The following is a 25,358-nucleotide window of genomic DNA, read 5'->3' as shown; positions in this document are numbered from 1 at the left end:
TAGCCAACACACACTCAACGGGGAACGGGGTTGCAACCGGCGGCCCGGGTCTCAGCCTCCGATAACGCCGGCCTGAACGGCTCGAGATTCCACGGCGTCTTGTTGCGATAGTTGGCCAGGACGCACCCCAATTGCTGGCGCATGCTGCCGGCTGAGGTTTCGTTGTCGCGCCAGTTGCTGTCCGCGCCCTTGAGGGCGAACAACTGCTCGTACAAGGCGCCGAGCTGGTCGTTGGGCAAGGCGCGCCCCGCCGCGGTGGGCACGATGCTCAGGCTCCATTCATCCTTGCGGGTGCCAGGGTCGTAACGCTTGATCCAGTCGGCCGAAGCGATGTATTGCGGCGTCGGGGCTGCCACTGGATTGCATCCGGCCTTTGCCGCTTCCTGCGGGCTGACCACGGGGCGGAACGGTTCCAGGTTCCACTCGGTCTTGGCCGGATAGTTCTGCACCAGACAGCTCAATTGCTGACGCATGCTGCCTGCGGCTTTCTCGTTGTCGCGCCACTGGCTGTCGGCGCCACGCAGCGTGAACAGCTCCTGATAAACGGCGTCCTGGTTGCTGGCCTGAATCGCCTTGCCCTCGGCGGTCGGTGTGACCTTGAGCGACCATTCGTTTTTCTTGCTGCCCGGGTCGTAACGCTCGACCCACACGGCATCGGCAATGTACCTGGCCGCCGGGGCGCCACCCACCACCATTTCGTCGATCGCCTGATCGGCGGCGACATAGCTGAAGCGCTGCTCTGCAGGCTTGGTGAAATCCAGGCGCAGGATCGGCACGCTGTAGCCCTGAGCCTGAAGTTTTTTCTGGAAATTGCGCGCGCTGTTCAGGCCGTTCTCCGGTTTCGGCGGCGCCTGATCACCGCGGGTGGCGAAGTTCTGCGTACTGTTGACGTTGTAGATGAAGGCATCGATGTACTTCATGTTTTCACTGCCATCGTTGGTCGCGGTAGCGTTCTTCAACATGAACTCGTTGACCTGGGCACTGAAGGCAAAGGGATCCTTGTTGGTGGTGTTCGGCCGCGACTCGTGCACGCGGATCATCGCGTGCCAGTCGCTGGGTTTTTCCGCGTTCCACGAACATTGGCCGTACTGGATCGGCCCCTTCATCAGCCCGGTGTATTTCTGCGTCCACTGCTCGGCGGTGGTTACACCGGCCTCCGCGCAAGTGCCATAAGCCAGTGCGGCATTGCGATTGTTCATCGTGCCTTGCGCCGCGCGCGGCGGTTCGCGGCTGTCGAAGAAACCGCAGCCATACCACTTGCGCTCCGGCCCGGTGCCGCCATCGAACGCATAGATGCAGGTAAAGCCCTGCTCTTTGACCGGCAGCTTCAATGCCGCGGCATCGGTGGGCGTGCGCAGGATGAAACCGGCAGGGTGAATCAGAATGCGTGTGCTCAGATCCTTGCGGATCCACGAGTAGGACGTCGCGCCGATCTTGATCGCATAGGGGCTGTAATCCCACGGATTGAACGGCCCGTCATTGACCATGCGCAAGGTCACGCCGCTGCAGTAATACAGCCCGCGCGCAGCACCGGTATCGGGTTCCTGGCAAGCGTCCTTGAGGGTGTTGTAGTTGCTGTTGATGCGCTTGAGCGTGTCCAGCGGGTCGGTTTGCGGCTGAGCGTTAACCGTGCCGAACAGCAAGGGCAGCGTGCAGGCAAGCGCAAAAGATGAAGTCCTGCGCCATAACACAGCGTGGGCTGAGCGATCCTTCGTCATGAGATACCGTCCTGGTAAATCGGCCTGTGACAGAGGCCGTTGAGATGACTATAGAACAGGCGAGAGTGAACACAATCCAGTGTGGGAGCGGGCTTGCTCGCGAAGGCGTAGTGTCAGACGCCATTGATGTTTGATGACACACCGCCTTCGCGAGCAAGCCCGCTCCCACAGTGGATTGCAGTGTTCGAAAATCTTTTCGAAAAAACTTTGCACTGCGCTGTAACGCATCGCCATGAGCGTTCTCTAGTGGGGTAAGCAAGCGCACTTCGCTTGTAAAACCCAAGCTCAAATCTGGAGAAACATCATGACTGCTACCACTCGCTCCCTGTCCGCCGCTGCCCTGGTTCTGGCTCTTGGTTCCGCCCTGAGCATGACTGCCATTTCCAGCGCCAATGCCGCCGATAACAGCAACATGGAAAAATGCTTCGGCGTGGCCATGAAAGGTCACAACGATTGCGCCGCGGGCGCAGGCACCACCTGTGCCGGCACGGCGAAGATGGACTACCAGGCCAACTCGTGGAAGTTCGTGCCAAAAGGCACCTGCACCACCACCGAGAGCAAGACCTCGCCGACCGGTTTCGGTCAGATGGAAGCCTTCAAAGCCAAGTCCTGAACCATTGCCTGCCCGAGTGACGCTCATGTTGACCACCCGCGAAACTGTCCCACCGCGCACTCGGGCAGCCCTCTGCGGGCTCCCGCCCCGCGCGGGGCTGGGGCTCAAGACCGGGCACTTTGTTGAAGTGCTCGGCACCCGACCGGACATCGGTTTCTTTGAAGTCCACGCCGAAAACTACATGGTCGACGGCGGTCCGTTTCATCATTTTCTCGGGTTGATCCGCGAGCAGTATCCGCTGTCGCTGCACGGTGTCGGGCTGTCCATCGGGGCCGAAGGGTCGCTGGATGCTCAACACCTGCAACGCCTGAAAACGCTGATCGAGCGCTATCAACCGCAATCCTTTTCCGAACACCTGGCCTGGTCGAGCCACGGCCCGGTGTTCCTCAATGACCTGCTGCCACTGGCGTATGACACTCCGACCCTGAACCGCGTCTGCGCGCATATCGACCAGGTGCAGACCAGCCTCAAGCGCCCGATGCTGCTGGAAAATCCAGCGACCTATCTCGGGTTCGAACGCTCGACCATCGATGAGCCGGAGTTCATTACCGAGGTGATCCGCCGCAGCGGCTGTGGTCTGCTGCTCGACGTCAACAACGTCTACGTCTCGTGCGTCAATCATCAACGCGATCCACTGACCTACCTCGACGCGCTGCCTTTGCACGCGGTCGGCGAGATTCATCTGGCCGGGTTCGCCGAAGATGCCGACAGCCTCGGCGACCGTTTGCTGATCGACGATCACGGCGCGCCGATTGATGACGCGGTCTGGGCGTTGTACCGACAGGCGCTCGAACGAATCGGCCCGGTGGCAACCTTGATCGAGCGGGACAATCAGGTTCCGGCGTTCAATGTGCTGCTGGCCGAGGCGCAGCAGGCCGAAGCGTTATTGCTGCACGCCGGGAGTCAGCCATGAGCACTCAAGCCGACTTCAGCGCCGCCCTGCTCGACACTCGCCGGCCCTGCCCCGCTGGCCTGTGCAGCGTTAACGGTGCTGATCCCGCCAGCCGATTCTCGGTGTATCGCAATAACGTGCAAGGTTCGTTGATCAACGCGCTGGCCGACAGTTATCCGGTGGTGCGGCAGTTGGTCGGCGAGGAATTTTTCCGTGGCATGGCCAGCATTTTCATCCAGCAGCAGCCGCCGCGCAGTCCGTTGATGAGCCGTTACGGCGACGGTCTGGCAGACTTCATTGGCGCCTTCGAACCGGCGGCCGGCGTCCCTTATCTGGCCGACGTCGCACGGCTCGAACGCCTGCGCACCCGCGCCTATCACGCCGCCGATGCGCTGGCGATCAATGCGCAACAGATCAGCGCCGCTTTGGCCGATCCGCACACACTGGCCGAACTGACCATCGCCCTGCATCCCTCGCTGCACCTGCTCGATTCGGCCTACGCGGTGGTTTCGATCTGGGCGGCGCATCAAGGAGACGCGACGCTGGCGGGCATCGACGTCCATCAAGGCCAACACGCACTGGTGCTGCGCAACGCACTCGAGGTCGAGGTCTTTGCCCTCGATCACGGCGCCAGCGTGTTTATCCGCCACCTGCTCAACCACCAACCGCTGCTGCAAGCCGCGCAAAACAGCCCGCCCTTCGATCTGCCGCAGACGCTCGCCCTGCTGATCGGCCACAACGCCATCACCGACCTGAACAACAAGGTATCGCCATGAACAACCTCATCACTCGCGCCATCGGGCTCATGGAAAAAATCCCCCACAGCCTGATCGCCTTCATCGCGCGGTTCTCGATAGCCGCGGTGTTCTGGAAGTCCGGGCAGACCAAGGTCGAGGGGCTGGCCATCGATTTGATCGACGGCACCTTGCAACTCGGCTGGCCACATTTGGCGGACTCGACGATTCCGTTGTTTCAGAGCGAATACCACGTGCCGCTGCTGTCACCGGAAATCGCCGCGCACATGTCGGCGTTTGCCGAGCACTTCTTTCCGGTGCTGATATTGATCGGCTTCGCCACGAGATTTTCAGCGCTGGCGCTGCTGGGCATGACACTGGTGATCGAGGTGTTCGTCTATCCCGATGCCTACCCGACCCACGGCACCTGGGCGGCGGTGTTGCTGTACCTGATGGCGACCGGACCGGGAAAATTGTCGATCGATCACCTGATCGCACGACGTTTTGCCAGCTGACCACAAACTGTAGGAGTGAGCCTGCTCGCGATAGCGGTAATCCAGCCAACATTTCTGTTGGATTTGCTTACGCAATCGCGAGCAGGCTCACTCCTACAGGAAATGAGTTAGCGCTGAAGGCGATCCAGCGCCTCGCCGCTGCGCTTGAACCAGCCAATCAGATAATCCGCCAGCACTTGCGTGCGCTTGGGCAAACCGCCCTGATAAGGATGCACCAGATACATCGGCATCCGGCGCGTCTGAAAGTCGCGCAGCAGCCAGCGCAACCGACCGTCAGCCAATTCCGTTTGCAGCAGATACGACGGCAAACGGGCGATACCAGCGCCGGCCAGTGCGGCTTTCTTCAGCAGGTTGTAATGGTTGCTGGCGAACGGCCCCGACACCCGCACCCGCAGCAATTCGTGCTGTTGGTGATACAGCCATTCCTCGCGACCACTGTAGTGACTGTTGAGCAGGCAACGGTGCTCGACCAGCTCCTGCGGGCTCAGAGGTTCGCCGAACTGCTCAAGATACGCCGGGCTGGCGCAGGTCATTTCCTGCCACGCCAGCAGTGGCCTGGCCACTAGCCGTTCGTCATTGGCCACTTCGCTGCGGATAGCCAGATCAAAGCCATCCCGGGACAGGTCGCGATAACTGTTGTTCAGCTCCAGCTCGATCTGCACCTCGGGATACTTCTGCGAGAACTCCAGCAACAAGCCATCGAAAAACGTTTCCCCCAGCGACACCGGTACCGTCATCCGCACCGGCCCGGCCATGTCGTCCTTCAAGCGCGCCAATGCCTGACGCGCGCGCTCCACCTGAACGACCAGCGCTTGCGCCTGCGGCAGCAAAGCGGCCCCGGCAGCAGTCAGGCTCAGACGGCGCGTCGTGCGTTGCAGCAACACCACGGAAAACTGTGCTTCCAGCTGACTGATGCGTTTGGACAACTGGCCCTTGCTGCAACCCAGCTGCTGCGCCGCCAGGGTAAAACTGCCGGCCTCGATCAACACCGCAAACGCCGCCAGATCATCCATTTCGCTCATGGATTGTTTCCATTTGAAAACCAAAGGTTGCCTATTAGTGCGCTTATCCGCAGAAAAAACCACTCTAGACTGAAACCTCATTCAACCCATTGAGGAACAGCCCATGAAGATTCTGTTGATCGGTGCCGCCGGCACCATCGGTTCGGCCGTGGATAAAGAGCTGAGCCAGCGTCACGAAGTCATCCGTATCGGTCGCAACAGCGGCGATTTCCAGGTAGACATCAGCGACAGCGCGTCGATTCGCAAGCTGTTCGAGCAAACCGGCAAGTTCGACGCGCTGGTCTGCGCCGCCGGCAACGTGACCTTCGCCCCACTGGGCGAGATGAACGCCGACAGCTTCGCCCTGGGCCTGAAAGACAAGCTGATGGGCCAGGTCAACCTGCTGCTGATCGGCCGCGAATATGCCAACGACGGCGCCTCGTTCACCTTCACCACCGGCGTGCTCAGCCACGACCCGATCCGCTCCGGCGCCTCGGCAGCATTGGTCAACGGCGCCCTGGACAGTTTCGTCAAAGCCGCCGCCATCGAATTGCCGCGTGGCTTGCGCGTCAACTCGATCAGCCCGACTGTGTTGCTGGAAGCCATGGGCAGCTACGCCCCGTACTTCCGTGGCTACAAGCCGGTTCCGGCAGCCGATGTGGCACTGGCCTACGCCAAAAGTGTCGAAGGCCTGCAAACCGGTCAGACCTTTCACGTGGGCTAAACCCTTGTGATCAACGGTCAGCCTGCGTAACGTGGCGGCACTTGTCTGGAGAGCCGAAGATGCGTGTTGCCCGTTCGTTGATCGTTGTTGCCCTGCTGCCGTTGTTCGCCGCCTGCCAATTGCTCGATGGCCCGCGTGAAAGTGCATCCCACGTCGGGCAGTCCCGGATGCAGGGGCAGTTGACGGCGGCCGACGGCAAACTGGTGTTCCAGCCCTGTGGCGAACAGCGACAGTACGTGGTCAACGACATCGGCGGCACCAGCGTGCTGCAAGAGGCCGCGACCCTCGCCGATCAGCAGGGCAAGCTGTTTGCCGATGTGCGCGGGAAGATCGCCGGCGACCGGCTCGACCTTGGCCAGTTGTATCGCGTCGAGCGCTCCGGCACCGCGTGCGATGACCCGAATTTCAAACTGTTGATCCTGCGTGCCGCCGGCCACGGTCCCGAGTGGAACGTCAAAGTCAGCGGCAAGGGCATGGTCATCGATCGTGAAGGCCAGCCGGCACTGGCCGTGCCTTATGTCGAAGAGCAACTGGGCGACGGTCGCTTCAACCTCAGCAGCGAAGCCAACAACCAACGCATCGAGTTGTGGGTCGCGCCGCAGCGCTGCGTCGACAGCAGCAACGGCAGCGTGCAGCACATGAGCGCCGAACTGCGCATCGACGGCAAGGTCGAGCGTGGTTGCGGGTATTTCGGCGGATCGCGTAACGACTGAGCGTTTTAGCCTCACCGGATCCGGCCTTTGCGGCTTATAATCGCGGCCTTCAAACGCCCTGGCGCAGTTGTGCGCCCCGCGAATCCGGATCCTCGCCATGTTACGAATCACCGAACTCAAGCTGCCAATCGACCATCCCGAAGAAGACCTGCGTGCCGCCATCGTGCAGCGCCTGGGCATCGCCAGCGATGATTTGCTCGATTTCACCTTGTTCAAGCGCAGCTACGACGCGCGAAAAAAGTCCTCCGAACTGTGCTTCATCTACACCATCGACCTCACCGTGCGCGACGAGGCCAAGGTGCTGGGCAAGTTCGCCGACGACCGTAACGTCAACGTGGCGCCGGATGTCAGCTACAAATTCGTCGGTCAGGCGCCGAGCGACCTGAGCCAGCGCCCGATCGTGGTCGGTTTCGGACCGTGCGGGATCTTCGCCGGCCTGTTGCTGGCCCAGATGGGCTTCAAGCCGATCATCCTCGAACGTGGCACCGAAGTCCGTCAGCGCACCAAGGACACCTGGGGTCTGTGGCGTAAAAGCGTGCTCAACCCCGAGTCCAACGTGCAGTTCGGCGAAGGCGGCGCGGGTACGTTCTCCGACGGCAAGCTGTACAGCCAGATCAAGGATCCGAAGTTCCTTGGCCGCAAAGTCCTGCACGAGTTCGTCAAGGCCGGCGCGCCGGAAGAAATCCTCTACGTCAGCAAACCGCACATCGGTACGTTCCGTCTGACCGGCATGGTCGAGACCATGCGTGAAGAGATCCGCGCCCTGGGTGGTGAAGTGCGCTTCCAGGAGCGCGTCACCGATGTGCTGATCGAAGACGGCCAACTGGTCGGCGTCGAGTTGGCGAGCGGCGAAACCCTGCATTCGAAACACGTGGTTCTGGCCCTCGGCCACAGTGCCCGTGACACCTTCCGCATGCTCCACAGCCGTGGCGTGTTCATGGAAGCCAAGCCGTTCTCGGTGGGTTTCCGCATCGAGCACCCGCAGTCGCTGATCGACCGTGCGCGGTTGGGCAAGTACGCTGGCCACCCGAAACTCGGTGCTGCCGACTACAAACTGGTGCACCACGCCAAGAACGGCCGTTCGGTCTACAGTTTCTGCATGTGCCCGGGCGGCACCGTAGTGGCGGCGACGTCCGAGCCGAACCGCGTGGTCACCAACGGCATGAGCCAGTACTCGCGTAACGAGCGCAACGCCAACTCCGGGATCGTCGTCGGCATCACCCCGGAAGTCGATTACCCGGGCGGCCCGCTGGCCGGTATCGAGTTGCAGGAACGTCTGGAATCCCACGCGTTCATCCTCGGCGGCAGCGACTACAAGGCCCCGGCGCAACTGGTCGGCGACTTCATCAACGGCACCCCGTCAACCGAACTGGGCGAAGTCGAGCCGTCATACAAACCGGGCGTAGCCCTGGGCGACCTGGCCCTGGCGCTGCCGGACTTTGCCATCGAAGCGATTCGTGAAGCGTTGCCGGCGTTCGAGAAGCAGATTCGCGGTTACTCGCTGCACGATGCGGTGTTGACCGGCATCGAGACTCGCACCTCGTCGCCGCTGCGCATCACGCGTAACGAGTCGCTGCAGAGCATGAACGTCAAAGGTCTGTTCCCGGCGGGTGAAGGCGCGGGTTATGCGGGCGGGATTCTGTCGGCGGGTGTCGATGGGATTCGTATCGCGGAAGCGGTGGCGCGCGACATTCTCGGTCTGGAAGACTGATACCTCTGTTTTGCAGTAACAGCAACCTCCTGTGGGAGCGGGCTTGCTCGCGAATGCAGTGTGTCAGTCGACGAAGATGTTGACTGACCCGACGCATTCGCGAGCAAGCCCGCTCCCACATTGGTTTCCGCGTTCGGCTTTAGATATTGGCGCGCAGCACTGAAGTCGGCAGCGCCTCACCTTTCTCGGCACTCGCCGCCACCGCCGCCATCAACCCCTCCAGCTCATAGCCCTGAGCCTTCAGCCAGGCCTGATCGTAATAGGTGTCGGCATACCGCTCGCCACCGTCGCACAGTATCGCCACGATCGACCCCGACTCCCCCGCCGCTTTCATCTGTTGCGCCGCCATCAGCGCGCCGATCAGGTTGGTACCGCTCGACCCGCCGACATGCCGTCCCAGACGTTGTGCCAGATAATGCATGGCCGCCAGCGACAGAGCATCCGGTACCTTGACCATCGCATCGATCACCTTGGGCAGGAACGACGCCTCGACCCGTGGCCGGCCAATGCCTTCAATTCGCGAACCGCAATCCAGGCGCAGACTGGCGTCGCCAGTCTGGTAGTAATCGAAAAACACCGAACGCTCGGCGTCGGCGCACAGCACCCGGGTGCAATGCTGGCGATAACGCACGTAGCGGCCAAGGGTCGCGGTGGTGCCGCCGGTGCCGGGGCTGGAAATCAGCCAGCTCGGTTCGGGATGTTGCTCGAAACGCATCTGCTGGAAGATCGACTCGGCGATGTTGTTGTTCGCCCGCCAGTCGGTAGCCCGCTCGGCATAGGTGAACTGGTCGATGAAGTGGCCGCCATGCTCGCGGGCCAGACGTTCGGATTCGGCGTAAATCTGCGTCGGGTCCTTTACCAGATGGCTCTGGCCACCGTAGAAAGCGATCTGCGCAATCTTCTCTTTCGAGGTGGTCGCCGGCATCACCGCAATGAACGGCAAACCGAGCATGCGCGCGAAATACGCCTCGGAAATCGCCGTCGAACCGCTGGACGCCTCGATCACTGGCGCGCCGGGCTTGAGCCAGCCGTTACACAACGCATACAGGAACAACGACCGCGCCAGGCGATGCTTGAGGCTGCCGGTGGGATGACTGGACTCATCCTTGAAATACAACTCGATACCCGGGAAACCCGGTAGCGGCAAGGGGATCAGATGGGTGTCGGCGCTGCGCTGGAAGTCCGCTTCGATAATGCGGATGGCTTCGCGGGCCCACTGGCGGTTGTCGCTCATGATCATGCTCTCGTTGATTCGGGCAGAAATTGCCTCGTCACAGGCTCAGCCGCCAAGCATAGGAAAAAACCTACAGGCCTCACAGATACAGCTGAGCCTCAATATATCCGCCAACTGCTAGGCTCTGTGCAAGTGCGTGTCTGACCTTATGCCATGTAGATGGAGAGTGACCTTGCCGCTGCGCAGAACCTTTACCCGATTCTTTCAGCTGGAAGCGGCCAGCGGCTTGCTATTGATTGCCGCCGCCATCCTCGCCCTGATCATCAACAACTCACCGCTGTCATGGCTGTACACCGGTTTTCTCGACACCCCGGTGGTGACGCAGATCGGTGCGCTGAAAATCGCCAAGCCGCTGCTGCTGTGGATCAACGACGGCCTGATGGCACTGTTCTTCCTGCTGATCGGTCTGGAAGTGAAGCGCGAAGTGCTCGACGGGCAGCTGTCGAAACCGTCGCAGATCGTCCTGCCGGGGGCAGCGGCGGTCGGCGGCATGGTCGTACCGGCATTGATTTACTGGTTTCTTAATCGCGACAACCCGCCCGCCCTGAACGGCTGGGCGATTCCCACCGCCACCGACATCGCCTTCGCCCTCGGCGTACTGGCGCTGCTGGGCAAGCGTGTGCCGGTGTCGCTGAAACTGTTTCTGATGACGCTGGCGATCATCGACGACCTCGGCGCCATCGTGATCATCGCGGTCTTCTATTCCGGCGAACTCTCGAGCCTGTCGCTGGGTCTGGCGGCGGCATGCATCGCAGCGCTGGTGGCGATGAACCGGCTCGGCGTGGTCAAGCTCGGCCCGTACATGATCATCGGTCTGATCCTGTGGGTGTGCGTGCTCAAGAGCGGGGTTCACGCGACATTGGCCGGGGTCACGCTGGCATTCTGCATCCCGCTGCGCACGAAAAATGCCGAACCCTCGCCGCTGATGACCCTCGAGCACGCGCTGCATCCGTGGGTGGCGTACGGCATTCTGCCGCTGTTCGCCTTCGCCAACGCCGGGCTGTCGCTGAGTGGGGTGACCGTCGAAAGCTTTACCCATCACGTCCCCATGGGTATCGCCATCGGCTTGCTGCTGGGCAAAACCATCGGTGTGTTCGGCCTGACCTGGCTGGCGGTGAAAATCGGCATCGCCGCTCTGCCCCAAGGTGCCAATTGGGGTCAGGTGCTGGGCGTGGCGATCCTCTGCGGCATCGGTTTCACCATGAGCCTGTTTGTCGGCTCGCTGGCCTTTGAACCGGGCGTGAGCGACTACGCCGGCATGGATCGGATGGGCATCCTGACCGGTTCGATTCTGGCGGCGTTGATCGGGTATGCGGTGACGGCGGCGGCGAGTCGCCATAACGCAAATTCACCTGCATAGAACCTTTGAATGGGCTCGTTGTGGCGAGGGAGCTTGCTCCCGCTGGAGCGCGAAGCGATCCCAATATCCCGGGTCTGCTGCGCAGCCCAGCGGGAGCAAGCTCCCTCGCCACAAGTCCAGGCTCGTCTGAAAACCAGCGAACAATCCCGGAGATAAATCCCCTCACCACAGGCCTGGCTTGCCTGACAAATAGCGAACAATCCCCAGCCCATTAGAGATGCGTCCTACAGCCACCCTCTGCCTGCTTTCGTTAACGTCGCGCAGCCCTTTCGAAGGGTTGTCGATGGATGAACGAAAGGACGCTCAGTGGCTCGCAACAAGGACATTCCCCGGGTTCCCAACCCACCGGCGGGCGACGGTCATCACGTCACCTACCGCTATATGACGGCCACTGAACTGGCCGAGCGCGACGCTCGACAAAACGCATACGACGCCATGCTGGCGCGGCAGGAGGCCTTCGAGCGCAGCCGCGAGATGGTGGCCAAAAAGCCTGATCCCGTACGCGCCGGGTGCGTGTTCGCCAAGTCCTGCAAGTTGCCGGACGCGATCATCGATTACTCGAATCCTTCGGGGATGGTCCCCACCGACAGCCTGAAAGATTACGGAGATCTGGTCCTGCTCGGCGGCCGTGAAGCCGATGACAGCGGCGGCGTTCCACTCAAGAAAATCAGCGGCACCGCCATCCCGGCAGGCCTGGGTACCTTCGCCCTTGCGGGTGAGGCGTTCAAGGCATTGCCCGCCATCGCGTCCGCCGCCGTTGTGACCCCTTTGGTCGGGCTGGTGGCGTTGCTCATGCCATCGAACCTGGGCGACAGCGCCCTCTACACCGAAGACCAGTTGCTCACCCTCAAACAGGCTCGAACCCGCGTGCGCCTGCATGTCGAACAACAGGCCGACGGCAGCCTCAAGGGTTATGGTTTCTACACTGGCAAGAATCGCGACTGGGAAATGGTCGATGTCGCGCAGTTCACCGCACGTGATAACCGCTTTGTCGCAGACCTCGGCGAAGGCATCGAACTGATCTGGACGCCCGCCGTGGACGGCTCCGACATCCTCGGCATCCCCGCGCTGGAGGCCGCTCCGCAGGCACCGCATATCTGGGTATACCCACCGACGAAAGCGGCGGACGGGATTCTGGTGAACCCGGTTTATCCGCCGGAGTATCGGGATTTCATTTTGGTGTTTCCGGCGGATTCGGGGGTTCGGCCCCTGTACATCGTGGTCAACACCTCGCGCAAAGGCTTACCACCAGCGGGACACAGCTATCATAAACCTCCGAAAGCAGAGGAAATTACTGCGTTTCCCGGGCTGAAAAAGGCACAGAAAATGAATCCCGTACAAGGAGGTGGCGGACTTCGGGAACGATGGAAGGATGCGAAAGGCAGGAGAATTTATGAGTGGGACTCGATGCACGGCGAGCTGGAAGTTTACCGTGCAAGTGACGGAACTCACCTAGGCGCTTTTGACCCTTTTACAGGAGAGCGCCGAGAAGACCCGAAAGATGAAAGAAGTATCAGAAAAAAATACTTGTGAGGGCAATGATGGGATTAAAACTAAGACTGGAGTGGTACGACAAGCACACCCATCTATGCGAGGACGAGGAGTACTCCAAGGATTTAGGCGATGATGAAAGCGTTTTGAATGCCTTGGGCATACCGGTGGAAAACAATATAAATAACGGCGGCTTCAACGTAGTCGAAAGTTGGACACCGATCCTTCAACCTTACTTTCAAAATAATATTTCCCTTACAACTTACGACTATCAAATTTCGTTTGATTACAGCGACGTCTGGTAAGGGGCACCTCAGATCATAAAAAACCCCGACCAGTCACCTGATCGGGGTTTTCTTTTACCGCTCGTTCTCGCTTAGTGCGAAACGCGGCTGGTGCCACCGACGGTGGAGATGCGCACGCGCTCACCGACACGGAACACTTCGTTTTCCTGAACCTGTTGCACGTAGGCACGCATGCTGCCGTCGTCTTCGCGCACGGTGATTTCAACGCCCTGGGTGCGGGTCATGCCTTCTTCAGCGGCCGAGCCCAGCAGACCACCGGCTACCGCGCCGATGACCGCAGCCACGGCGCTGCCGCGACCGCCGCCGATGGCGCTGCCGCCGACACCACCGACCACTGCACCGGCGACACCGCCGATCGGGGTCTTGGTGCCTTCGATTTTCACCGGACGCAGGGATTCGATGGTGCCCATGCGAATCGTCTGCACGCGACGCGCTTCGTCACGGGAGTAGGAGTCACCGGTCAGGCTCGACTGGCAGCCGGTCAGCAACATCGCCATCGTGGAAAAGGAAGCAACCAGCAGAACAGACTTACGCATAGCATCAACTCCAAAAGAACATGTATTCATTAAACCCCGCAGCTTGACGCCTGTCACGACGCGGCCCGGATAAACTTGATTTTATTCAGGCCAGGTACAGGCACCTGCCGCCCACCCAACAGTAGCGCCAAATCGCCAAACCCGCCCTGCCGACCCAAGGATTTTTCATGGATTACGTGATCATTTTCGTCACCACCGTCGCCGGTTTGTACTTCCACGGGTGGCTGTACGTGCGGATCAAACGCTGGATGGATCGTGATCTTGCACTATCCCTGGCGGGCAATGATGACGGCAAACGCGCCTTCATGCTCGAACAGCTGGCCCATGCCCGCTCGCAGAAGATCAAACGGCAGGATCTGCCGAAGTGGCTTGAGGCCGCTGCGGCAGGCTATCCCGCTCGGTAGACTGCTTAAGGCGCCAGACGTTCAAGAATCCAGTTGGCGCCCTGCTGACGATAGTTCAGGCGATCATGCAGACGACTTGGACGGCCCTGCCAGAACTCGATGCGCTCAGGCAGCAGGCGATAGCCGCCCCAGTGCTCCGGGCAGTCAGGCTGGGTATCGCTGAAGCGTTGCTCGGTGGCCTTGAGCAAATCCTCTAGCTCGCCACGGCCGTTGATCACCCGGCTCTGCGGCGAAGCCCAGGCGCCGAGCCGGCTGCCCAGCGGGCGCACCTGATAATACGCGTCGGACTCTTCAGGCGTGACCTTCACCACCCGCCCCTCAATACGCACCTGGCGCTCCAGGGTTGGCCAGAAAAACGTCATGGCCGCGAAAGGATTCGCCGCAAGATGCTGACCCTTGGCGCTGTCGTAGTTGGTGAAAAAGGTGAAGCCCTGCGCGTCCAGGCCCTTGAGCAGCAGAATGCGACAATGCGGACGCCCGTCCGCATCGACCGTGGCCAGGGTCATCGCGTTGGCCTCCACCGGCGCCTGTTCGGTTTTCACCGCGTCGGCAAACCACTGGTGAAACAGCGCGAACGGCTCGCCCGGGGCTTGCGCCTCGGTCAGGCCATCCCGGGTGTAATCACGACGCATATCAGCCAGAGCCTGAGTCATGGCGCATTCCTTTTCGTTAGCGGATCACTGCTTGGCAGCATCGGTGGCAGCGACCTTCTTGTCGGTCGCTGCGGCTTTGGCCGGCTCGGTTTTCTTCACCGGAGTCTTGGCTGGAGCCTTCTTCGCAGGTGCTTTGGCTGCAGCTTTTTTCGCTGGAGCCTTTTTAGTCGCCGATGCCGCGGCTTTCTTCGCGGCAGGCGCTGGCGTTACCGGCTTGTCGACTGGCTTGACGTCCTGCGCGGCAACCAGAGTCACCGGTGCCGGAGCTGGCATGTTGTACTTGCTCAACAGCGCAACCATGGTGTTCTGCGGTGTAACCAGCAGCTCGATACGACGGTTCAAGGCACGGCCTTCAACACTGTCGTTAGCCGCGCGCGGAGCGTCGGCCCCCATGCCACGCAGCATCAGGCGGTCACGTTGCAGGCCGCTGAGACGGAAGATCGCGGCCACCGATTGGGCGCGTTCCAGGCTGAGCTTGGTGTTATCCGCCGCGACGCCCGAGCTGTCGCTGTGACCGAGTACCAGAATCGCCGTTTTCGGATCGGCTTCGAGGATTTTGGCGACGTTGGTGAACGGGCTCAGGGTAACCGGGAGCAGCATGGCCGGACGTTTCGGGTTGAACGAGCCTTCAACCGGTGCGATCAGCACCAGCACGTTCTCACGACGTTCGAACTGCAGGTTGCTGCCTTTGATGGCGGCACGCAGACGCGGCTCATAATCGTCAAGCCAGGCTTGAGTGACTTTCGGATCCGGCATCGGTACGACTTTGGCGGCAACCTGATCTTTGGCAGTGCTCTGCTGCTTGCCGAACGGCCACCACCACTTGGTGCCTGTGTCAGCGTTGGCGTTGGCGACTACAGCCGGTTTGGCGTCAGGTTTCGCCTCAGGCTTCACTTCAGCTTTGACGTCGGGTTTCACATCAGCCTTGGCGGCCGAGTTGTCCGAACCGCCGAACGGCCAGTACCAAGGGCTGCTGCTTTCAGCCTTGGCCACCGGTGCGGTGGCGGCAGGCTTCAACGGGGCTGGGGCTGGGGCTGCTGCTGGAGCCGGTGCCTTTGCAGATGCAGACGCTGGAGCTGGAGCTGGAGTTGGCGCCGATACTGGATCTTTGGCCGCCGCTTTATCGGAAGAGCCGAACGACCACCAACTGCCGCCGTCCGCATCATTTTTAGGGGTCTGCGCACATCCGGTAATCGCAACACACAGGGCGGCCAGGGCAAGAGTGTTTTTATATGACATTGAAAATCCCCAATATGAAGTAATTGAATCAGAGCTCTTTTGCCCGGATAAATAGACGTTTTGCATCGAAAAACCAAAACAGGCTCCATTCCTGGAGCCTGAAGTAAAGCATTACAGACAAGTGGCAAGTACCCGCGCCAGTTTCTGCGCCCGAGGGTCCATCAAGACGTACGGACCCAGGGTATTTGTCACAAAACCAAAAGCAACATCGTGCTCCGGGTCTGCAAATCCGATGGAACCCCCGGCGCCCGGATGGCCAAACGCCCGAGGGCCCAGACCATAAGTCGCGTTCGCCACGTCGGGTTGATCAAGCATGCAGCCCAGACCGAAACGGGTTCGGGTCAGCAGGGTCTTGTCTTCGCCGAGGCTATGCTCGCGGGTCAGCTCATTGAGCATTTCGCCGTCAAGCAGGCTGCCGTCGAGCAATCCGGCGTAAAAACCCGCCAGGCTGCGCGCATTGCCGTGGCCATTGGCCGCCGGTTGTTGCATGCGTCGCCATTCCGGCTTGTTGGTACTGGTGAGCACCGATGGCGGATTGGTGAATGCACGAGTGGTCATGGCCGTGGGTTCACGCATGGTCACTTGCAACAGGCGCTGGGCCGCGGCATCGCCGACGTTGCCTTTGCCCCGGGCGATGTGCGCCACGCGGTAAAACTCCTCGTCAGCCAGACCGACATGAAAATCCAGGCCCAATGGCTTGGCCACGCGGGCGACGATCGATTCCCCCGGCCCGCGACCGTCTGCGCGGCGCAACAACTCGCCGATCAGCCAGCCGTAAGTGATCGCGGCATAGCCGTGCCCCTCACCCGGCGTCCACCACGGCGCTTCGGCCGCCAAGGCATCGACCATGGTTTGCCAGTCATAAAGGGCTTCGGGGGCGAGCAGTTCACGCAGGGCCGGCAGACCGGCCCGATGGCTGAGCAACTGGCGCAGGGTGACCGATTCCTTGCCGGCCGCCGCGAACTCCGGCCAGTAGCGGGCCACCGGAACATCCAACTGCAATTTGCCTTCGGCCACAAGTTGCAGCGCCGCAACGGCGGTGAAAGTCTTGGTGCAAGAGAACAGGTTGGCGATGGTGTCGCTGTGCCAGGCCTCGGTGCCGTCCTTGTCGGCGGTACCGGACCAGAGGTCGAGGACGGTTTCTCCGCCGACCTTGATGCACAACGCTGCGCCGCGTTCCTGGGGATCGTCGAACAGTGCCGCGAATGCCTCGCGCACCGCTTCGAATTGAAGCTCGTAATGTCCCTGAATCTGCACCCGCAACTCCCCCGCAAAAACACGCTACAAATTGGTCGGCATTGTTCCAGTCCTTGAAGGATTTGGGAACAGCCGCAGGCTAGACGGTTGATGTTGTGGCATACGACTGATGCCATCGCCAAAAGGCCCGCTCGCACAGCAGATTCATGAACACCACAAATCCAGTGTGGGAGCGAGCCCGCTCGCGAAGAACGATAGCTCGTTCCGAGGCTTAGTGCCCATTCCCTGAATGCCCGCCCGCATGCCCGGCGCCAGGCCCTTTGCCGGCCTCGCCCCGTCTGCCGCCTTCAGCTTCATGCGCCGGCGCAGCGGCTTTTTCGGCTTCTTTGCCCAACTGATCAAGCGCCTGCTGGTTGCTCTTGCGCACCGCCTCGACAAAGCCCTGATACGGCAGATCGGTAATCCCCACCAGACCGAAGTGCCCGTTCTCGCCGTCGAGCAGGCGTCCGGTCGCCGGTTGATCCAGGTACTGGAACCAGTGCACGCCGACGATCGACGGTTCGTTCAACGCCTGTTTGAGGAAGTTGGCATAGGCCGGGCCGCGATCTTCTTCCCGTGCCAGTTGTGTTACGCCGCCCCAGAACGGTCCACGATCAGCCGAACCGAAATTGAATTCGGTGATCAGCACCGGTTTGTCGAGGGCGCGCAGGGCGGCGAAGTCATACCCGTCCTGCGGCTTCAGCGTGTACATATTGAAGCTCAACACGTCGCAATACTGCGCGCAGGACGCTACCGCTTCCGGGGTGCTGGTGGCGAAACGGCCGCCGAGCAGCAACTGATTCGGCGCGTGCCATTTCAGCGAATCGGAGATGGTTTTGAAGTAGGTGTCGGCGAACACCTTCTGGAAGTATTTGAAGTCGTTTTCGATTTCCGGGTGCTCCGGATTCGGCATCGGCGGCACGAAACCCGGGTCTTCCATCAACTCCCACGCCGGCAGATCAATGCCCCACGCTTTCGACAGACCTTCCTGGTTGCGGTACTTGTCGCGCAGTTGCTTGAGGAACGCGCGTTTGGCTGGCACGTCGGTGGTCATTTTCAACGTGCCGTAGGCCAGGGCGTAGCGCGACTGCGGATCGTCGCCGGGACCGGCCCAGGCCAGTTCGTTGTCGGCGTAGTAACCGATCAACCATGGATCATCGCGGTGATCACGGGCAGCGATGGCCACGGCACGCTCGGTAGCCATGGCGAAACGCGGGTCGAACGGGTCAGGCATGCCGCCCCACCAGTCTGTGCCGGTGCTGATGCTGGTGTAGTCGCCGACGATCGACAGCGGCAAGGTGTACGGCACCCGCTCAGCGTCGCCCAGCGAATCGGCACTCCAGTTGCCAACCGTGTTGAAACCCCAGGCTTGCAGACGATCAAGGGTGTGCGCGGCCCACTTCTGCTCATCGACCGTGGCTTTGCATGGCGCGGCGCTCGTCGGCTCGGCTGCCGGTTCGGCGGGTGCCTGCGCTGCGCAAGGTTCGCCGTACAGGCGTTGCAGGTTGGCGCCGTAGAAATCGTACCAGCGCCCGGCGTTGTAGCCACGGCCCTGGTCGGCGCCGTTGCCGCCACGGTTGTCGCCTTCGCCGAAATGGCTGGCAAGTGGCTCGTCTGGTTTTGGCAGCGATTCGAACATCCACTCACGCCCGGCGACGTAGGTCTGGTTGACCTGCGGGCTGACGGTGTTGACCCCCAGCGAATAGAACGGATGCCCTTCCGGCGTCACCAGATACCAGCGCCCGTCACGCTTTTCAGTGCGGAAAAAGCCGCTGGCCTTGAACGCCGGGCCTTTGTTCCAGCCACCGAATTTGTCCAGCGAAGACTTTTCGCGCTCGGCCAGCCAGGTTTTCAGCTGTTGCTGTTCCTTGGCGGCGGCGGCTTTCAGTTGTTCATCGTTGCTGATTTTTTCCGGCCATTTGCTGCGGGTCGACTGCCCGTAAGCGTCCACCAGATTGCCATAGACGGCCTGGGTCACGGCATCGCCGTCCTGCACGCCGAAACGCTCGAGCAGCAGGCTCTGAGCGGCTTTCGGCTGATCCATCCACAGGCTCACCGACACCACCTGACTGCGGTCCAGTTCACCGCTGCTGCTGGCCAGCAGAATCCGCTGGCCATCGACGGTCATCGGCATCGGCGGCCCGGCCTTCATGCCCTGGCTCAGCGGCGAAGTCGCCACCAACGGCACCAGCAGGGTTTGCGCGGGTCCGGCCGGCAAGTCGACGCGGCTGGTCAGCGTCTGGCCGTTGTTGCTCTGGATTTGCACGTAAACCGTCACGGCCCAGTTCATTGCACTCTGCAGACGCAGGCTCATCATGCCCGACTGCGACCAGTCCCAGGCGCCGGTCTGCGGGGTCAGGCGCAGGGTCGGCCGGGCTACCGGGTTGAACGTCACCCGGCGCAGCACTTCACCTTCCGGGGTTTGCTCGGCGTTGGCTTGTGGCAGGTCAGTGTTTTCAGTGACGACTTTCACCACGTCGGCAGGACGGACGAAGTTGAACAGGGTCTGCTGACCGGCAGGCGCCGCCAGCAACGGGGCGGCGAAGATCAAGGCAAACACGGCAGGCAACGAGCGGCGAATCATAAGAACGGAGTTCTCCCTAACGACCAAAAGGCCAATGGAAAAGCGATGGCGGAGAGATAGACAACGCGGCGGGCAAAACTGCCCACCGTTGTCTCAGGATATTTCACGACGGAATGGCGGCAACGCATTGAGGATCGCCTTGCCGTAGCGCTGGGTGACCAGGCGCCGATCGAGCAAAGTGATGGTGCCGCGGTCTTCTTCGGTACGCAGCAGGCGCCCGCAGGCCTGGACCAGTTTCAGCGAAGCGTCGGGCACCGAGATTTCCATGAACGGATTGCCGCCACGGGCCTCGATCCACTCCGACAGCGCCGCCTCGACCGGATCGTCCGGCACCGAGAACGGGATCTTGGCGATCACCACATGCTCGCAGTAGGCCCCAGGCAAGTCCACCCCTTCGGCGAAACTGGCGAGGCCGAACAGCACGCTGGAATCACCGCCATCGACCCGCGCCTTGTGCTTGTTCAAGGTTTCCTGTTTCGACAGGTTGCCTTGAATGAACACTTGCTTGCGCCAGTCGCGGTCGAGGCCATCGAACACGTCCTGCATCTGTTTGCGCGAGGAGAACAGCACCAGCGTGCCGCGCGAGCCTTCGACCAGATCCGGCAACTCGCGGATGATCGCGGCGGTGTGAGCCGCGGCGTCGCGTGGGTCGGCCTTCAGATCCGGCACCCGCAGCACGCCGGCGTCGGCATGATGAAACGGGCTCGGCACCACGGCAGTGACCGCTTTTTTCGGCAGACCGGCGCGCATGCGGAAACGGTCGAAGGTGCCCAGTGCCGTCAAGGTTGCCGAGGTCACCAGGCAGCCGTAAGCCACGTTCCACAGGCTGCGACGCAAGGTTTCTGCAGCGAGAATCGGGCTGGCGTTGACCTCGATGTCGAACAGCGAACCGCTCTCGGCCAGTGTCAGCCAGCGCGCCATCGGCGGGCTGTCTTCCGGATCTTCGGCGGTAAATGCAGTCCACAATTCCCAGTTGCCCGAAGCCCGGGACAACAGGCTGCCGAACAGCGGATACCACTCCTCGGCCTGATTGCTGGCGATGCCGATGTTGACCTCGCCGTCCATGCCTTCCTTGAGCAGGTCGGTCAGACGGGTGAACAGATCGTTGAGCCGCGAGTAGCCCTTCTTCAGCTCGATGCCCATCTCGCGCATGTGCTCGGGAATCACCCCGCCGACGAAACGATGGCGTGGCCGCTCGCGACCTTCGACGTCTTCGCCGGGCTTGAAATCGGCGATCTGCTCGCACGCGGTGAACATGAACTGCTGCTGGGTCTTGATCTCCCGCGCCAGCTCCGGCACCTGCTCGATCAGCTTGCCGAGATCCCCCGGCAACGGATGCTGGGCCAGCAGTTTGGTGAGGTTCTTCGCGGTGGTTTCCAGCCAGTCGGCGGTGGAACGCAGGCGCGTGTAGTGGGCGAAGTGGCCGATGGCCTTGTCCGGCAGGTGGTGGCCTTCGTCGAACACATAAATGGTGTCGCGCGGATCGGGCAGCACCGCACCGCCGCCGAGGGCCAGGTCAGCCAGCACCATGTCATGGTTGGTGACGATCACGTCGACCTTGCCCATGCCTTCGCGCGCCTTGTAGAACGCGCACTGGCCGAAGTTCGGGCAATGACGGTTGGTGCACTGGCTGTGATCGGTGGTCAGGCGCGCCCAGTCGGCGTCTTCCAGCGCGTTGGGCCAGCTGTCGCGGTCGCCGTCCCACTTATTGCCGGCAAGCTTCTCGATCATGCTGGTGAACAGCTTCTGACTGGCCTCGTCGACCTCGATCTTGAAGCCTTCTTCTTCGAACAGCTGGGCGGTGGCGGTTTGCGCATGACCTTCCTGCAACAACATGTCGAGCTTGGACAGGCACATGTAGCGGCCACGGCCCTTGGCCAGCGCGAAACTGAAGTTCAGCCCGCTGTTGCGCATCAGGTCGGGCAAATCCTTGTAGACGATCTGCTCTTGCAGGGCCACGGTCGCGGTGGCGATCACCAGGCGCTTGCCGGCCAGCTTCGCGGTGGGGATTGCCGCCAGGCTGTAGGCCACGGTCTTGCCGGTACCGGTGCCGGCTTCCACCGCGACAATCGCCGGGTCGCCACTGCGCCGGCCTTCGTCGTCGGTATCGATATCCCCGAGGACTTTGGCGATTTCAGCGATCATCAGGCGCTGGCCATAACGCGGCTTGAGGCTCTTGGCTTCAAGAAAACGCGAATAGGCGCCCTGGATCGTGGTTTTGAGTTCAGTGCTGATCATTGATTGTCGGGCGCAAAAAACGCTGGATAAATTTTCAGTGGTTTCGGATGGCGGCTATCATACCCCGCTAATTAATCCCGCGCAGAACGGAGTGCCCCAATGACACCTTTTAGCCTCGTTTATCCGCTGCATGTCTTGTCCGCCCTGGTCTGGGTCGGCGGCATGTTTTTCGCCTGGATGGTCCTGCGCCCGGCGGCTGTAAAGGCTCTCGACGGCCCTGCCCGCCTGACCTTGTGGGTGGAAGTGTTTCAAGGTTTTTTCCGCTGGGTCTGGGTCGCGGTGATCCTGTTGCCGATCAGCGGCGTCGGCATGTTGCATTTGCAGCACATCGGCTTCGAGACCGCGCCTAAGTATGTGCAAGTGATGATCGGGCTGTATGTGGTGATGACGGCGCTGTTTATCCGGATTCAGGGCCTGATGCTGCCGGAGTTGCGCAAAGCGGTGGAGGCGAAAGACTGGCCCGCGGGTGCGGCCGTGCTGGGGCGGATTCGCCGGGTGGTGGGGATCAATCTGATTGTCGGGTTGGTGCTGGTGGCGATTGCGGCGGCGCGGCCGATGTTCTGACCCGCTGACGACAGGCACTTTTTGTGGCGAGGGAGCTTGCTCCCGCCGGGCTGCGCAGCAGCCCCAAATCAGCTGGCGCGTTCAATCTGATGGAGCGCGGTATCTGGGATGGGGCCGCTACGCGACCCAGCGGGGCGGTGCGACGTTTCGCTAAATCCCCTCACCACAATTAAGAAATACGCTGTTTTAGAGGCGTTGCACGGTCACCGCACCCGCCGCCCCCACCGGCCCGGGCTGACCATCAGCGCCGGCCTTGCCGTTCTTGCCGCCATCAGCGCGGTACACCAGGCACCCCTTGGACTTGCCGCCCTGGCCGGCCTTGCCGCCGACACCCGCCGGACCACCGGCGCCGCCAGCGACGTCGACTTTGATCAGCTCGGCCGGAAACTCGCGGGGCACTTCCAGGCGCACCAGCGCACCCGGAGCACCGGGTTGGCCATCGCTGCCATTGCTGCCATCAAAACCGTGTCCGGCTTCGCCCCAGGTACAGCCCGGATCTTCACCGTTGCCGCCATCCAGACCGACAAAACCTGGTGCACCGGTACCGCCGCGGGCATCGACAAACAGCTTGGGTGCGGTCAACGCCTTGAACTGTAGATTCAGATTACGCCCGGCACGGGCGGCTTTTTCATAGGTTCCCGGTGCCCCGCGTGCGGTGATCAGGCTGCCTTCGCTCAGTTCGGCGCGAATGACTTTCATGTCCAGCGCCTGTTCACTCGGGACGATCGCGATGCGTGCTTCATGGCCCAGGCGCAATTCGCCGACGGTCAGTTCGGTCACATTGGCAGGAATCAGCAAAGTGCCGTAATCGGCGACTTCGAGTTTTTCCAGCTGCAAGGTGCTGGCGGTGTTGGGCAAACGCATCAGGGAATTGGTTTCGACACTGACCACCTGGGCGCAGGCCAGGGGACTGATGAATGCAGCGAGCAGGCAAAGTTTACGCATGGGAAGAAGCCTCCGGAGCGGCCGGGGCCGGGATGGTTTGCAGGTGGAAAACGCCAAACAGCAGGATCAGCAGACGGTCACGCCACGGGTTGGCACGCCCCTCGAGGCGAGAGAACAGCAACTCCAGCACATGCAGCGCCAGCAACAAGCCGCCGGCCAGATTGACCAGCAAATGCAGCGGATGCACAAACGGCATCAGCAGATTGAGCACTACCACGCACCAGAACAGCAGGGTCAGCAAACGCCCCAGCCCCCAGAAAACCTTCATACGCTCCCCCGTGTCGGAATTATTCTTTGGGCGCACAGTAACGGCTTACACGGGGGATAAGCCAGAGGGGCAAAAGAAAAAACTTTTGTCAGTCGTCGGATCGCTGCCGGTTCGACGATGATCGTCGCCCGGCAGCTCTAGCCTGCGGACTACAGACAAGTCTCAGCGATTGATATGCAACTCGACCCGACGGTTTTTCGCCCGTCCTTCTTCGGTCGCATTGTCAGCCACCGGCTCACTCTCGCCGCGTCCCTCACTGGTCAGTTTGTCCGGCGCCAGACCCTGGCTCAGCAAGTAGGCGGCAACACTGCTCGCGCGGCGTTCGGAAAGCGCCTGGTTATAGGCGTCCGAACCTTTGCTGTCGGTATGCCCGATAACCTTGATGCTCACCACGTCGGCGTTGCGCAATTTGTCCATCAGCGTATCGAGCTGGGCTTTGGCTGCCGGGGTCAGATCCGATTTGTCGAAATCGAACAACACATTGCCGGCATCGCTGAGGGTGATGACTTCGGTTTGCGGCGCTACAGGCTCCGCAGGTTTTTCGGTCACAGGATATTGCGGCAACGGGCAACCACGGTGATCGACCGGCGTATTGGGCGGTGTGTCCGGGCAACGATCACGACGGTCGAACACGCCATCGCCGTCTTCATCGCCATCCTGGGCGTAACAGATCAGTCCGCCAGTCAGAATCCCCAGCGCTGCGCCGCCACCGGCCCAGCCGCCACTTTCAATCGCGCCGAGCCCACCGCCGACCAAGCCGCCAATGAGGCTGCAGATCGGCCATGTACGTTGATTGAGCGGGGCATCGCCATCGCTATGAGTGGCGCAACCGGTGAGCAAGCTGCCCAGCAGCAGCACCGGCAAGACGGACCTTGAGAAAACAGTCATTGTGAAAGCTCCTGTGTCACCGGCCCATACCGGTTACACAGGAGTAAAGACCCGCATCCGCGACTGCACAAGCCGCGGATGCGAGAGGGGCTAGCGGACGATTTTGATTTCGGTACGACGGTTCTGTGCACGACCGTCAGCGGTTTTGTTATCCGCCACTGGCTGGCTTTCACCCATGCCCGATACCGAGACGAAGCTGGCACGCGGCACACCTTGTGAAATCAGGTATTCCACCACCGAGTGCGCACGACGATCCGACAGTTTCTTGTTGTAGGCATCGCTGCCGACGCTGTCGGTGTGGCCGGTCACGGTCAGTTGCGCCGTGGACGACTCTTGTTTCAGGCGCGTGGCGACTTTGTCCAGAACCTGTTTGTCGGCACCGGTCAGGGTGGCTTTGTCGAACTGGAAGTGCACATCACGAATAACGATGGTTTCTTCCCTGACAATGACCGCCTCTTCTACCACTGGCGCAGGGGCCGGTGGAGGGCAGCCGTCAGCATCGACCTGCACGCCTCGAGGGGTGTGCGGGCACTTGTCGCGACTGTCCGGCACACCATCGCCGTCTTCATCGCCATCACCGTGTACCCAGCAATAGGCGGCTGCCGTACCGCCGACCAACAGTGCGCCGTAGCCGGCCCACGCCGAACTTTCCGTCGCGCCGAGGCCCGCACCGACCACACCGCCGACCGCCGCACAGGTCGGCCAGTCGGTTTTCTGCAAACCTGCGCAACCAGTCAACACACTGGTTAGCAGAATCAAAGGTAACGCTGTCCGAACTATGCTCATCTGGTT

General features: G+C 61.4%; 25 protein-coding genes. 12 read left to right on the top strand and 13 right to left on the bottom strand.

Annotated features, from left to right (window positions below; genetic code table 11):
• Nucleotides 1–14 precede the first annotated feature (14 nt).
• Complete coding sequence (locus ACVHNU_RS02990; RefSeq protein WP_473018978.1) at nucleotides 15–1,718, bottom strand: DUF2599 domain-containing protein; 1,704 nt, start codon at nucleotides 1,716–1,718, stop codon at nucleotides 15–17.
• 304 nt (nucleotides 1,719–2,022) lie between these two features.
• Between ACVHNU_RS02990 and ACVHNU_RS02985 the strand changes: the two genes are divergently transcribed.
• The 4 genes from ACVHNU_RS02985 to ACVHNU_RS02970 are packed head-to-tail and all read left to right on the top strand — an operon-like array spanning nucleotide 2,023 to nucleotide 4,472.
• The gene (locus ACVHNU_RS02985) at nucleotides 2,023–2,331 is read left to right on the top strand and encodes a BufA1 family periplasmic bufferin-type metallophore (RefSeq protein WP_473018977.1); all 309 of its coding nucleotides are present in this window, start codon (nucleotides 2,023–2,025) and stop codon (nucleotides 2,329–2,331) included.
• A 25-nt stretch (nucleotides 2,332–2,356) separates the two neighbouring features.
• On the top strand, nucleotides 2,357–3,244 hold the full coding sequence (gene bufB / locus ACVHNU_RS02980) for an MNIO family bufferin maturase (protein WP_473018976.1): 888 nt from the start codon (nucleotides 2,357–2,359) through the stop codon (nucleotides 3,242–3,244).
• Complete coding sequence (locus ACVHNU_RS02975) at nucleotides 3,241–3,999, top strand: HvfC/BufC N-terminal domain-containing protein (RefSeq protein WP_473018975.1); 759 nt, start codon at nucleotides 3,241–3,243, stop codon at nucleotides 3,997–3,999. The genes bufB and ACVHNU_RS02975 overlap by 4 nt, the downstream gene beginning before the upstream one ends.
• Complete coding sequence (locus ACVHNU_RS02970) at nucleotides 3,996–4,472, top strand: DoxX family protein (RefSeq protein ID WP_103520435.1); 477 nt, start codon at nucleotides 3,996–3,998, stop codon at nucleotides 4,470–4,472. Before ACVHNU_RS02975 ends, ACVHNU_RS02970 begins: the two co-directional genes overlap by 4 nt.
• Nucleotides 4,473–4,579: 107 nt before the next feature.
• Here ACVHNU_RS02970 and ACVHNU_RS02965 read toward each other — a convergent pair whose 3' ends face one another.
• The gene (locus ACVHNU_RS02965) at nucleotides 4,580–5,494 is read right to left on the bottom strand and encodes a LysR family transcriptional regulator (protein ID WP_201135622.1); all 915 of its coding nucleotides are present in this window, start codon (nucleotides 5,492–5,494) and stop codon (nucleotides 4,580–4,582) included.
• Nucleotides 5,495–5,597: 103 nt separating this feature from the next.
• On the opposite strand from ACVHNU_RS02965, the gene ACVHNU_RS02960 reads away from it, so the two are divergent.
• The 3 genes from ACVHNU_RS02960 to ACVHNU_RS02950 all read left to right on the top strand — a co-directional run bounded on the left by ACVHNU_RS02960 (nucleotide 5,598) and on the right by ACVHNU_RS02950 (nucleotide 8,621).
• Entirely contained in the window at nucleotides 5,598–6,197 is a 600-nt protein-coding gene (locus ACVHNU_RS02960; protein ID WP_003222362.1) for a short chain dehydrogenase, read from the top strand.
• A gap of 59 nt (nucleotides 6,198–6,256) precedes the next feature.
• Entirely contained in the window at nucleotides 6,257–6,910 is a 654-nt protein-coding gene (locus ACVHNU_RS02955; protein ID WP_473018974.1) for a COG3650 family protein, read from the top strand.
• Nucleotides 6,911–7,007: 97 nt separating this feature from the next.
• Nucleotides 7,008–8,621, top strand: a complete 1,614-nt coding sequence (locus ACVHNU_RS02950; protein ID WP_473018973.1) for an NAD(P)/FAD-dependent oxidoreductase — start codon at nucleotides 7,008–7,010, stop codon at nucleotides 8,619–8,621.
• Between the two features lie 139 nt (nucleotides 8,622–8,760).
• On the opposite strand, the gene ACVHNU_RS02945 is transcribed toward ACVHNU_RS02950, so the two are convergent.
• Entirely contained in the window at nucleotides 8,761–9,858 is a 1,098-nt protein-coding gene (locus ACVHNU_RS02945; protein ID WP_177434737.1) for a PLP-dependent cysteine synthase family protein, read from the bottom strand.
• Between the two features lie 169 nt (nucleotides 9,859–10,027).
• On the opposite strand from ACVHNU_RS02945, the gene nhaA reads away from it, so the two are divergent.
• The 3 genes from nhaA (at nucleotide 10,028) to ACVHNU_RS02930 (ending at nucleotide 13,011) form a co-directional block, all read left to right on the top strand.
• Nucleotides 10,028–11,215, top strand: coding sequence for a Na+/H+ antiporter NhaA (gene nhaA / locus ACVHNU_RS02940; protein ID WP_473018972.1), 1,188 nt, complete (start codon nucleotides 10,028–10,030; stop codon nucleotides 11,213–11,215).
• A 306-nt stretch (nucleotides 11,216–11,521) separates the two neighbouring features.
• Entirely contained in the window at nucleotides 11,522–12,748 is a 1,227-nt protein-coding gene (locus tag ACVHNU_RS02935) for an S-type pyocin domain-containing protein (protein WP_473018971.1), read from the top strand.
• Between the two features lie 5 nt (nucleotides 12,749–12,753).
• Entirely contained in the window at nucleotides 12,754–13,011 is a 258-nt protein-coding gene (locus ACVHNU_RS02930) for a colicin E3-like toxin immunity protein (RefSeq protein ID WP_332307554.1), read from the top strand.
• A gap of 71 nt (nucleotides 13,012–13,082) precedes the next feature.
• Here the strand turns inward: ACVHNU_RS02930 and ACVHNU_RS02925 are convergent, their stop codons facing one another.
• Nucleotides 13,083–13,547 carry an outer membrane lipoprotein gene (locus ACVHNU_RS02925; RefSeq protein WP_003222347.1) on the bottom strand — a complete coding sequence of 155 codons (465 nt, stop codon included), beginning with the start codon at nucleotides 13,545–13,547 and terminating at the stop codon, nucleotides 13,083–13,085.
• 167 nt (nucleotides 13,548–13,714) lie between these two features.
• Here ACVHNU_RS02925 and ACVHNU_RS02920 point away from each other — a divergent pair, with 167 nt between their 5' ends.
• Nucleotides 13,715–13,951 carry a hypothetical protein gene (locus tag ACVHNU_RS02920; RefSeq protein WP_103485726.1) on the top strand — a complete coding sequence of 79 codons (237 nt, stop codon included), beginning with the start codon at nucleotides 13,715–13,717 and terminating at the stop codon, nucleotides 13,949–13,951.
• A gap of 5 nt (nucleotides 13,952–13,956) precedes the next feature.
• Here the strand turns inward: ACVHNU_RS02920 and pdxH are convergent, their stop codons facing one another.
• The 5 genes from pdxH to dinG form a co-directional block, all read right to left on the bottom strand.
• The gene (gene pdxH, locus ACVHNU_RS02915) at nucleotides 13,957–14,604 is read right to left on the bottom strand and encodes a pyridoxamine 5'-phosphate oxidase (protein WP_003222345.1); all 648 of its coding nucleotides are present in this window, start codon (nucleotides 14,602–14,604) and stop codon (nucleotides 13,957–13,959) included.
• 24 nt (nucleotides 14,605–14,628) lie between these two features.
• Complete coding sequence (locus ACVHNU_RS02910) at nucleotides 14,629–15,843, bottom strand: OmpA family protein (protein WP_473018970.1); 1,215 nt, start codon at nucleotides 15,841–15,843, stop codon at nucleotides 14,629–14,631.
• A 111-nt stretch (nucleotides 15,844–15,954) separates the two neighbouring features.
• Nucleotides 15,955–17,100 (bottom strand): EstA family serine hydrolase, encoded by a 1,146-nt coding sequence (locus tag ACVHNU_RS02905; RefSeq protein WP_003222343.1) that lies wholly within the window; start codon nucleotides 17,098–17,100, stop codon nucleotides 15,955–15,957.
• A gap of 211 nt (nucleotides 17,101–17,311) precedes the next feature.
• A complete protein-coding gene (locus tag ACVHNU_RS02900; RefSeq protein ID WP_473018969.1) occupies nucleotides 17,312–19,663 on the bottom strand; it encodes a beta-galactosidase in 2,352 nt (783 codons plus the stop codon).
• Between the two features lie 93 nt (nucleotides 19,664–19,756).
• Nucleotides 19,757–21,901, bottom strand: a complete 2,145-nt coding sequence (dinG, locus tag ACVHNU_RS02895; RefSeq protein WP_003222341.1) for an ATP-dependent DNA helicase DinG — start codon at nucleotides 21,899–21,901, stop codon at nucleotides 19,757–19,759.
• Nucleotides 21,902–22,000: 99 nt separating this feature from the next.
• On the opposite strand from dinG, the gene ACVHNU_RS02890 reads away from it, so the two are divergent.
• Nucleotides 22,001–22,465, top strand: a complete 465-nt coding sequence (locus ACVHNU_RS02890; protein ID WP_003222340.1) for a DUF2269 family protein — start codon at nucleotides 22,001–22,003, stop codon at nucleotides 22,463–22,465.
• Between the two features lie 186 nt (nucleotides 22,466–22,651).
• On the opposite strand, the gene ACVHNU_RS02885 is transcribed toward ACVHNU_RS02890, so the two are convergent.
• From ACVHNU_RS02885 to ACVHNU_RS02870, 4 genes are all read right to left on the bottom strand, one after another.
• Nucleotides 22,652–23,410, bottom strand: coding sequence for a collagen-like triple helix repeat-containing protein (locus tag ACVHNU_RS02885; protein WP_103522356.1), 759 nt, complete (start codon nucleotides 23,408–23,410; stop codon nucleotides 22,652–22,654).
• Nucleotides 23,403–23,678: a DUF1145 domain-containing protein gene (locus ACVHNU_RS02880; protein WP_003222338.1), complete on the bottom strand. Its 276-nt coding sequence runs from the start codon at nucleotides 23,676–23,678 to the stop codon at nucleotides 23,403–23,405. The genes ACVHNU_RS02885 and ACVHNU_RS02880 overlap by 8 nt, the downstream gene beginning before the upstream one ends.
• A gap of 162 nt (nucleotides 23,679–23,840) precedes the next feature.
• Complete coding sequence (locus ACVHNU_RS02875) at nucleotides 23,841–24,566, bottom strand: PA1041 family peptidoglycan-binding anchor lipoprotein (protein WP_003222337.1); 726 nt, start codon at nucleotides 24,564–24,566, stop codon at nucleotides 23,841–23,843.
• A gap of 90 nt (nucleotides 24,567–24,656) precedes the next feature.
• Nucleotides 24,657–25,352 carry a PA1041 family peptidoglycan-binding anchor lipoprotein gene (locus ACVHNU_RS02870; protein WP_103485721.1) on the bottom strand — a complete coding sequence of 232 codons (696 nt, stop codon included), beginning with the start codon at nucleotides 25,350–25,352 and terminating at the stop codon, nucleotides 24,657–24,659.
• Between the last annotated feature and the right edge of the window lie 6 nt (nucleotides 25,353–25,358).

It is taken from the genome of Pseudomonas sp. Ors-4-3C (assembly GCF_055755035.1).
The sequence above is the reverse complement of the archived record's forward strand: the minus strand, read 5'-3'. Positions and strand labels throughout refer to the sequence as shown.

Excerpts from the sequence above, each read along its gene's own strand:
- ACVHNU_RS02960 (WP_003222362.1), top strand. The coding sequence starts at position 5,598 with ATGAAGATTCTGTTGATCGGTGCCGCCGGCACCATCGGTTCGGCCGTG.
- ACVHNU_RS02920 (WP_103485726.1), top strand. The coding sequence starts at position 13,715 with ATGGATTACGTGATCATTTTCGTCACCACCGTCGCCGGTTTGTACTTC.
- ACVHNU_RS02970 (WP_103520435.1), top strand. The coding sequence starts at position 3,996 with ATGAACAACCTCATCACTCGCGCCATCGGGCTCATGGAAAAAATCCCC.
- pdxH (WP_003222345.1), bottom strand. The coding sequence starts at position 14,604 with ATGACTCAGGCTCTGGCTGATATGCGTCGTGATTACACCCGGGATGGC.
- ACVHNU_RS02925 (WP_003222347.1), bottom strand. The coding sequence starts at position 13,547 with ATGCGTAAGTCTGTTCTGCTGGTTGCTTCCTTTTCCACGATGGCGATG.
- ACVHNU_RS02900 (WP_473018969.1), bottom strand. The coding sequence starts at position 19,663 with ATGATTCGCCGCTCGTTGCCTGCCGTGTTTGCCTTGATCTTCGCCGCC.
- ACVHNU_RS02890 (WP_003222340.1), top strand. The coding sequence starts at position 22,001 with ATGACACCTTTTAGCCTCGTTTATCCGCTGCATGTCTTGTCCGCCCTG.
- ACVHNU_RS02870 (WP_103485721.1), bottom strand. The coding sequence starts at position 25,352 with ATGAGCATAGTTCGGACAGCGTTACCTTTGATTCTGCTAACCAGTGTG.
- ACVHNU_RS02975 (WP_473018975.1), top strand. The coding sequence starts at position 3,241 with ATGAGCACTCAAGCCGACTTCAGCGCCGCCCTGCTCGACACTCGCCGG.
- ACVHNU_RS02985 (WP_473018977.1), top strand. The coding sequence starts at position 2,023 with ATGACTGCTACCACTCGCTCCCTGTCCGCCGCTGCCCTGGTTCTGGCT.
- ACVHNU_RS02930 (WP_332307554.1), top strand. The coding sequence starts at position 12,754 with ATGATGGGATTAAAACTAAGACTGGAGTGGTACGACAAGCACACCCAT.
- ACVHNU_RS02990 (WP_473018978.1), bottom strand. The coding sequence starts at position 1,718 with ATGACGAAGGATCGCTCAGCCCACGCTGTGTTATGGCGCAGGACTTCA.
- dinG (WP_003222341.1), bottom strand. The coding sequence starts at position 21,901 with ATGATCAGCACTGAACTCAAAACCACGATCCAGGGCGCCTATTCGCGT.
- ACVHNU_RS02950 (WP_473018973.1), top strand. The coding sequence starts at position 7,008 with ATGTTACGAATCACCGAACTCAAGCTGCCAATCGACCATCCCGAAGAA.
- ACVHNU_RS02885 (WP_103522356.1), bottom strand. The coding sequence starts at position 23,410 with ATGCGTAAACTTTGCCTGCTCGCTGCATTCATCAGTCCCCTGGCCTGC.
- ACVHNU_RS02910 (WP_473018970.1), bottom strand. The coding sequence starts at position 15,843 with ATGTCATATAAAAACACTCTTGCCCTGGCCGCCCTGTGTGTTGCGATT.
- ACVHNU_RS02955 (WP_473018974.1), top strand. The coding sequence starts at position 6,257 with ATGCGTGTTGCCCGTTCGTTGATCGTTGTTGCCCTGCTGCCGTTGTTC.
- ACVHNU_RS02965 (WP_201135622.1), bottom strand. The coding sequence starts at position 5,494 with ATGAGCGAAATGGATGATCTGGCGGCGTTTGCGGTGTTGATCGAGGCC.
- bufB (WP_473018976.1), top strand. The coding sequence starts at position 2,357 with ATGTTGACCACCCGCGAAACTGTCCCACCGCGCACTCGGGCAGCCCTC.
- ACVHNU_RS02880 (WP_003222338.1), bottom strand. The coding sequence starts at position 23,678 with ATGAAGGTTTTCTGGGGGCTGGGGCGTTTGCTGACCCTGCTGTTCTGG.
- ACVHNU_RS02875 (WP_003222337.1), bottom strand. The coding sequence starts at position 24,566 with ATGACTGTTTTCTCAAGGTCCGTCTTGCCGGTGCTGCTGCTGGGCAGC.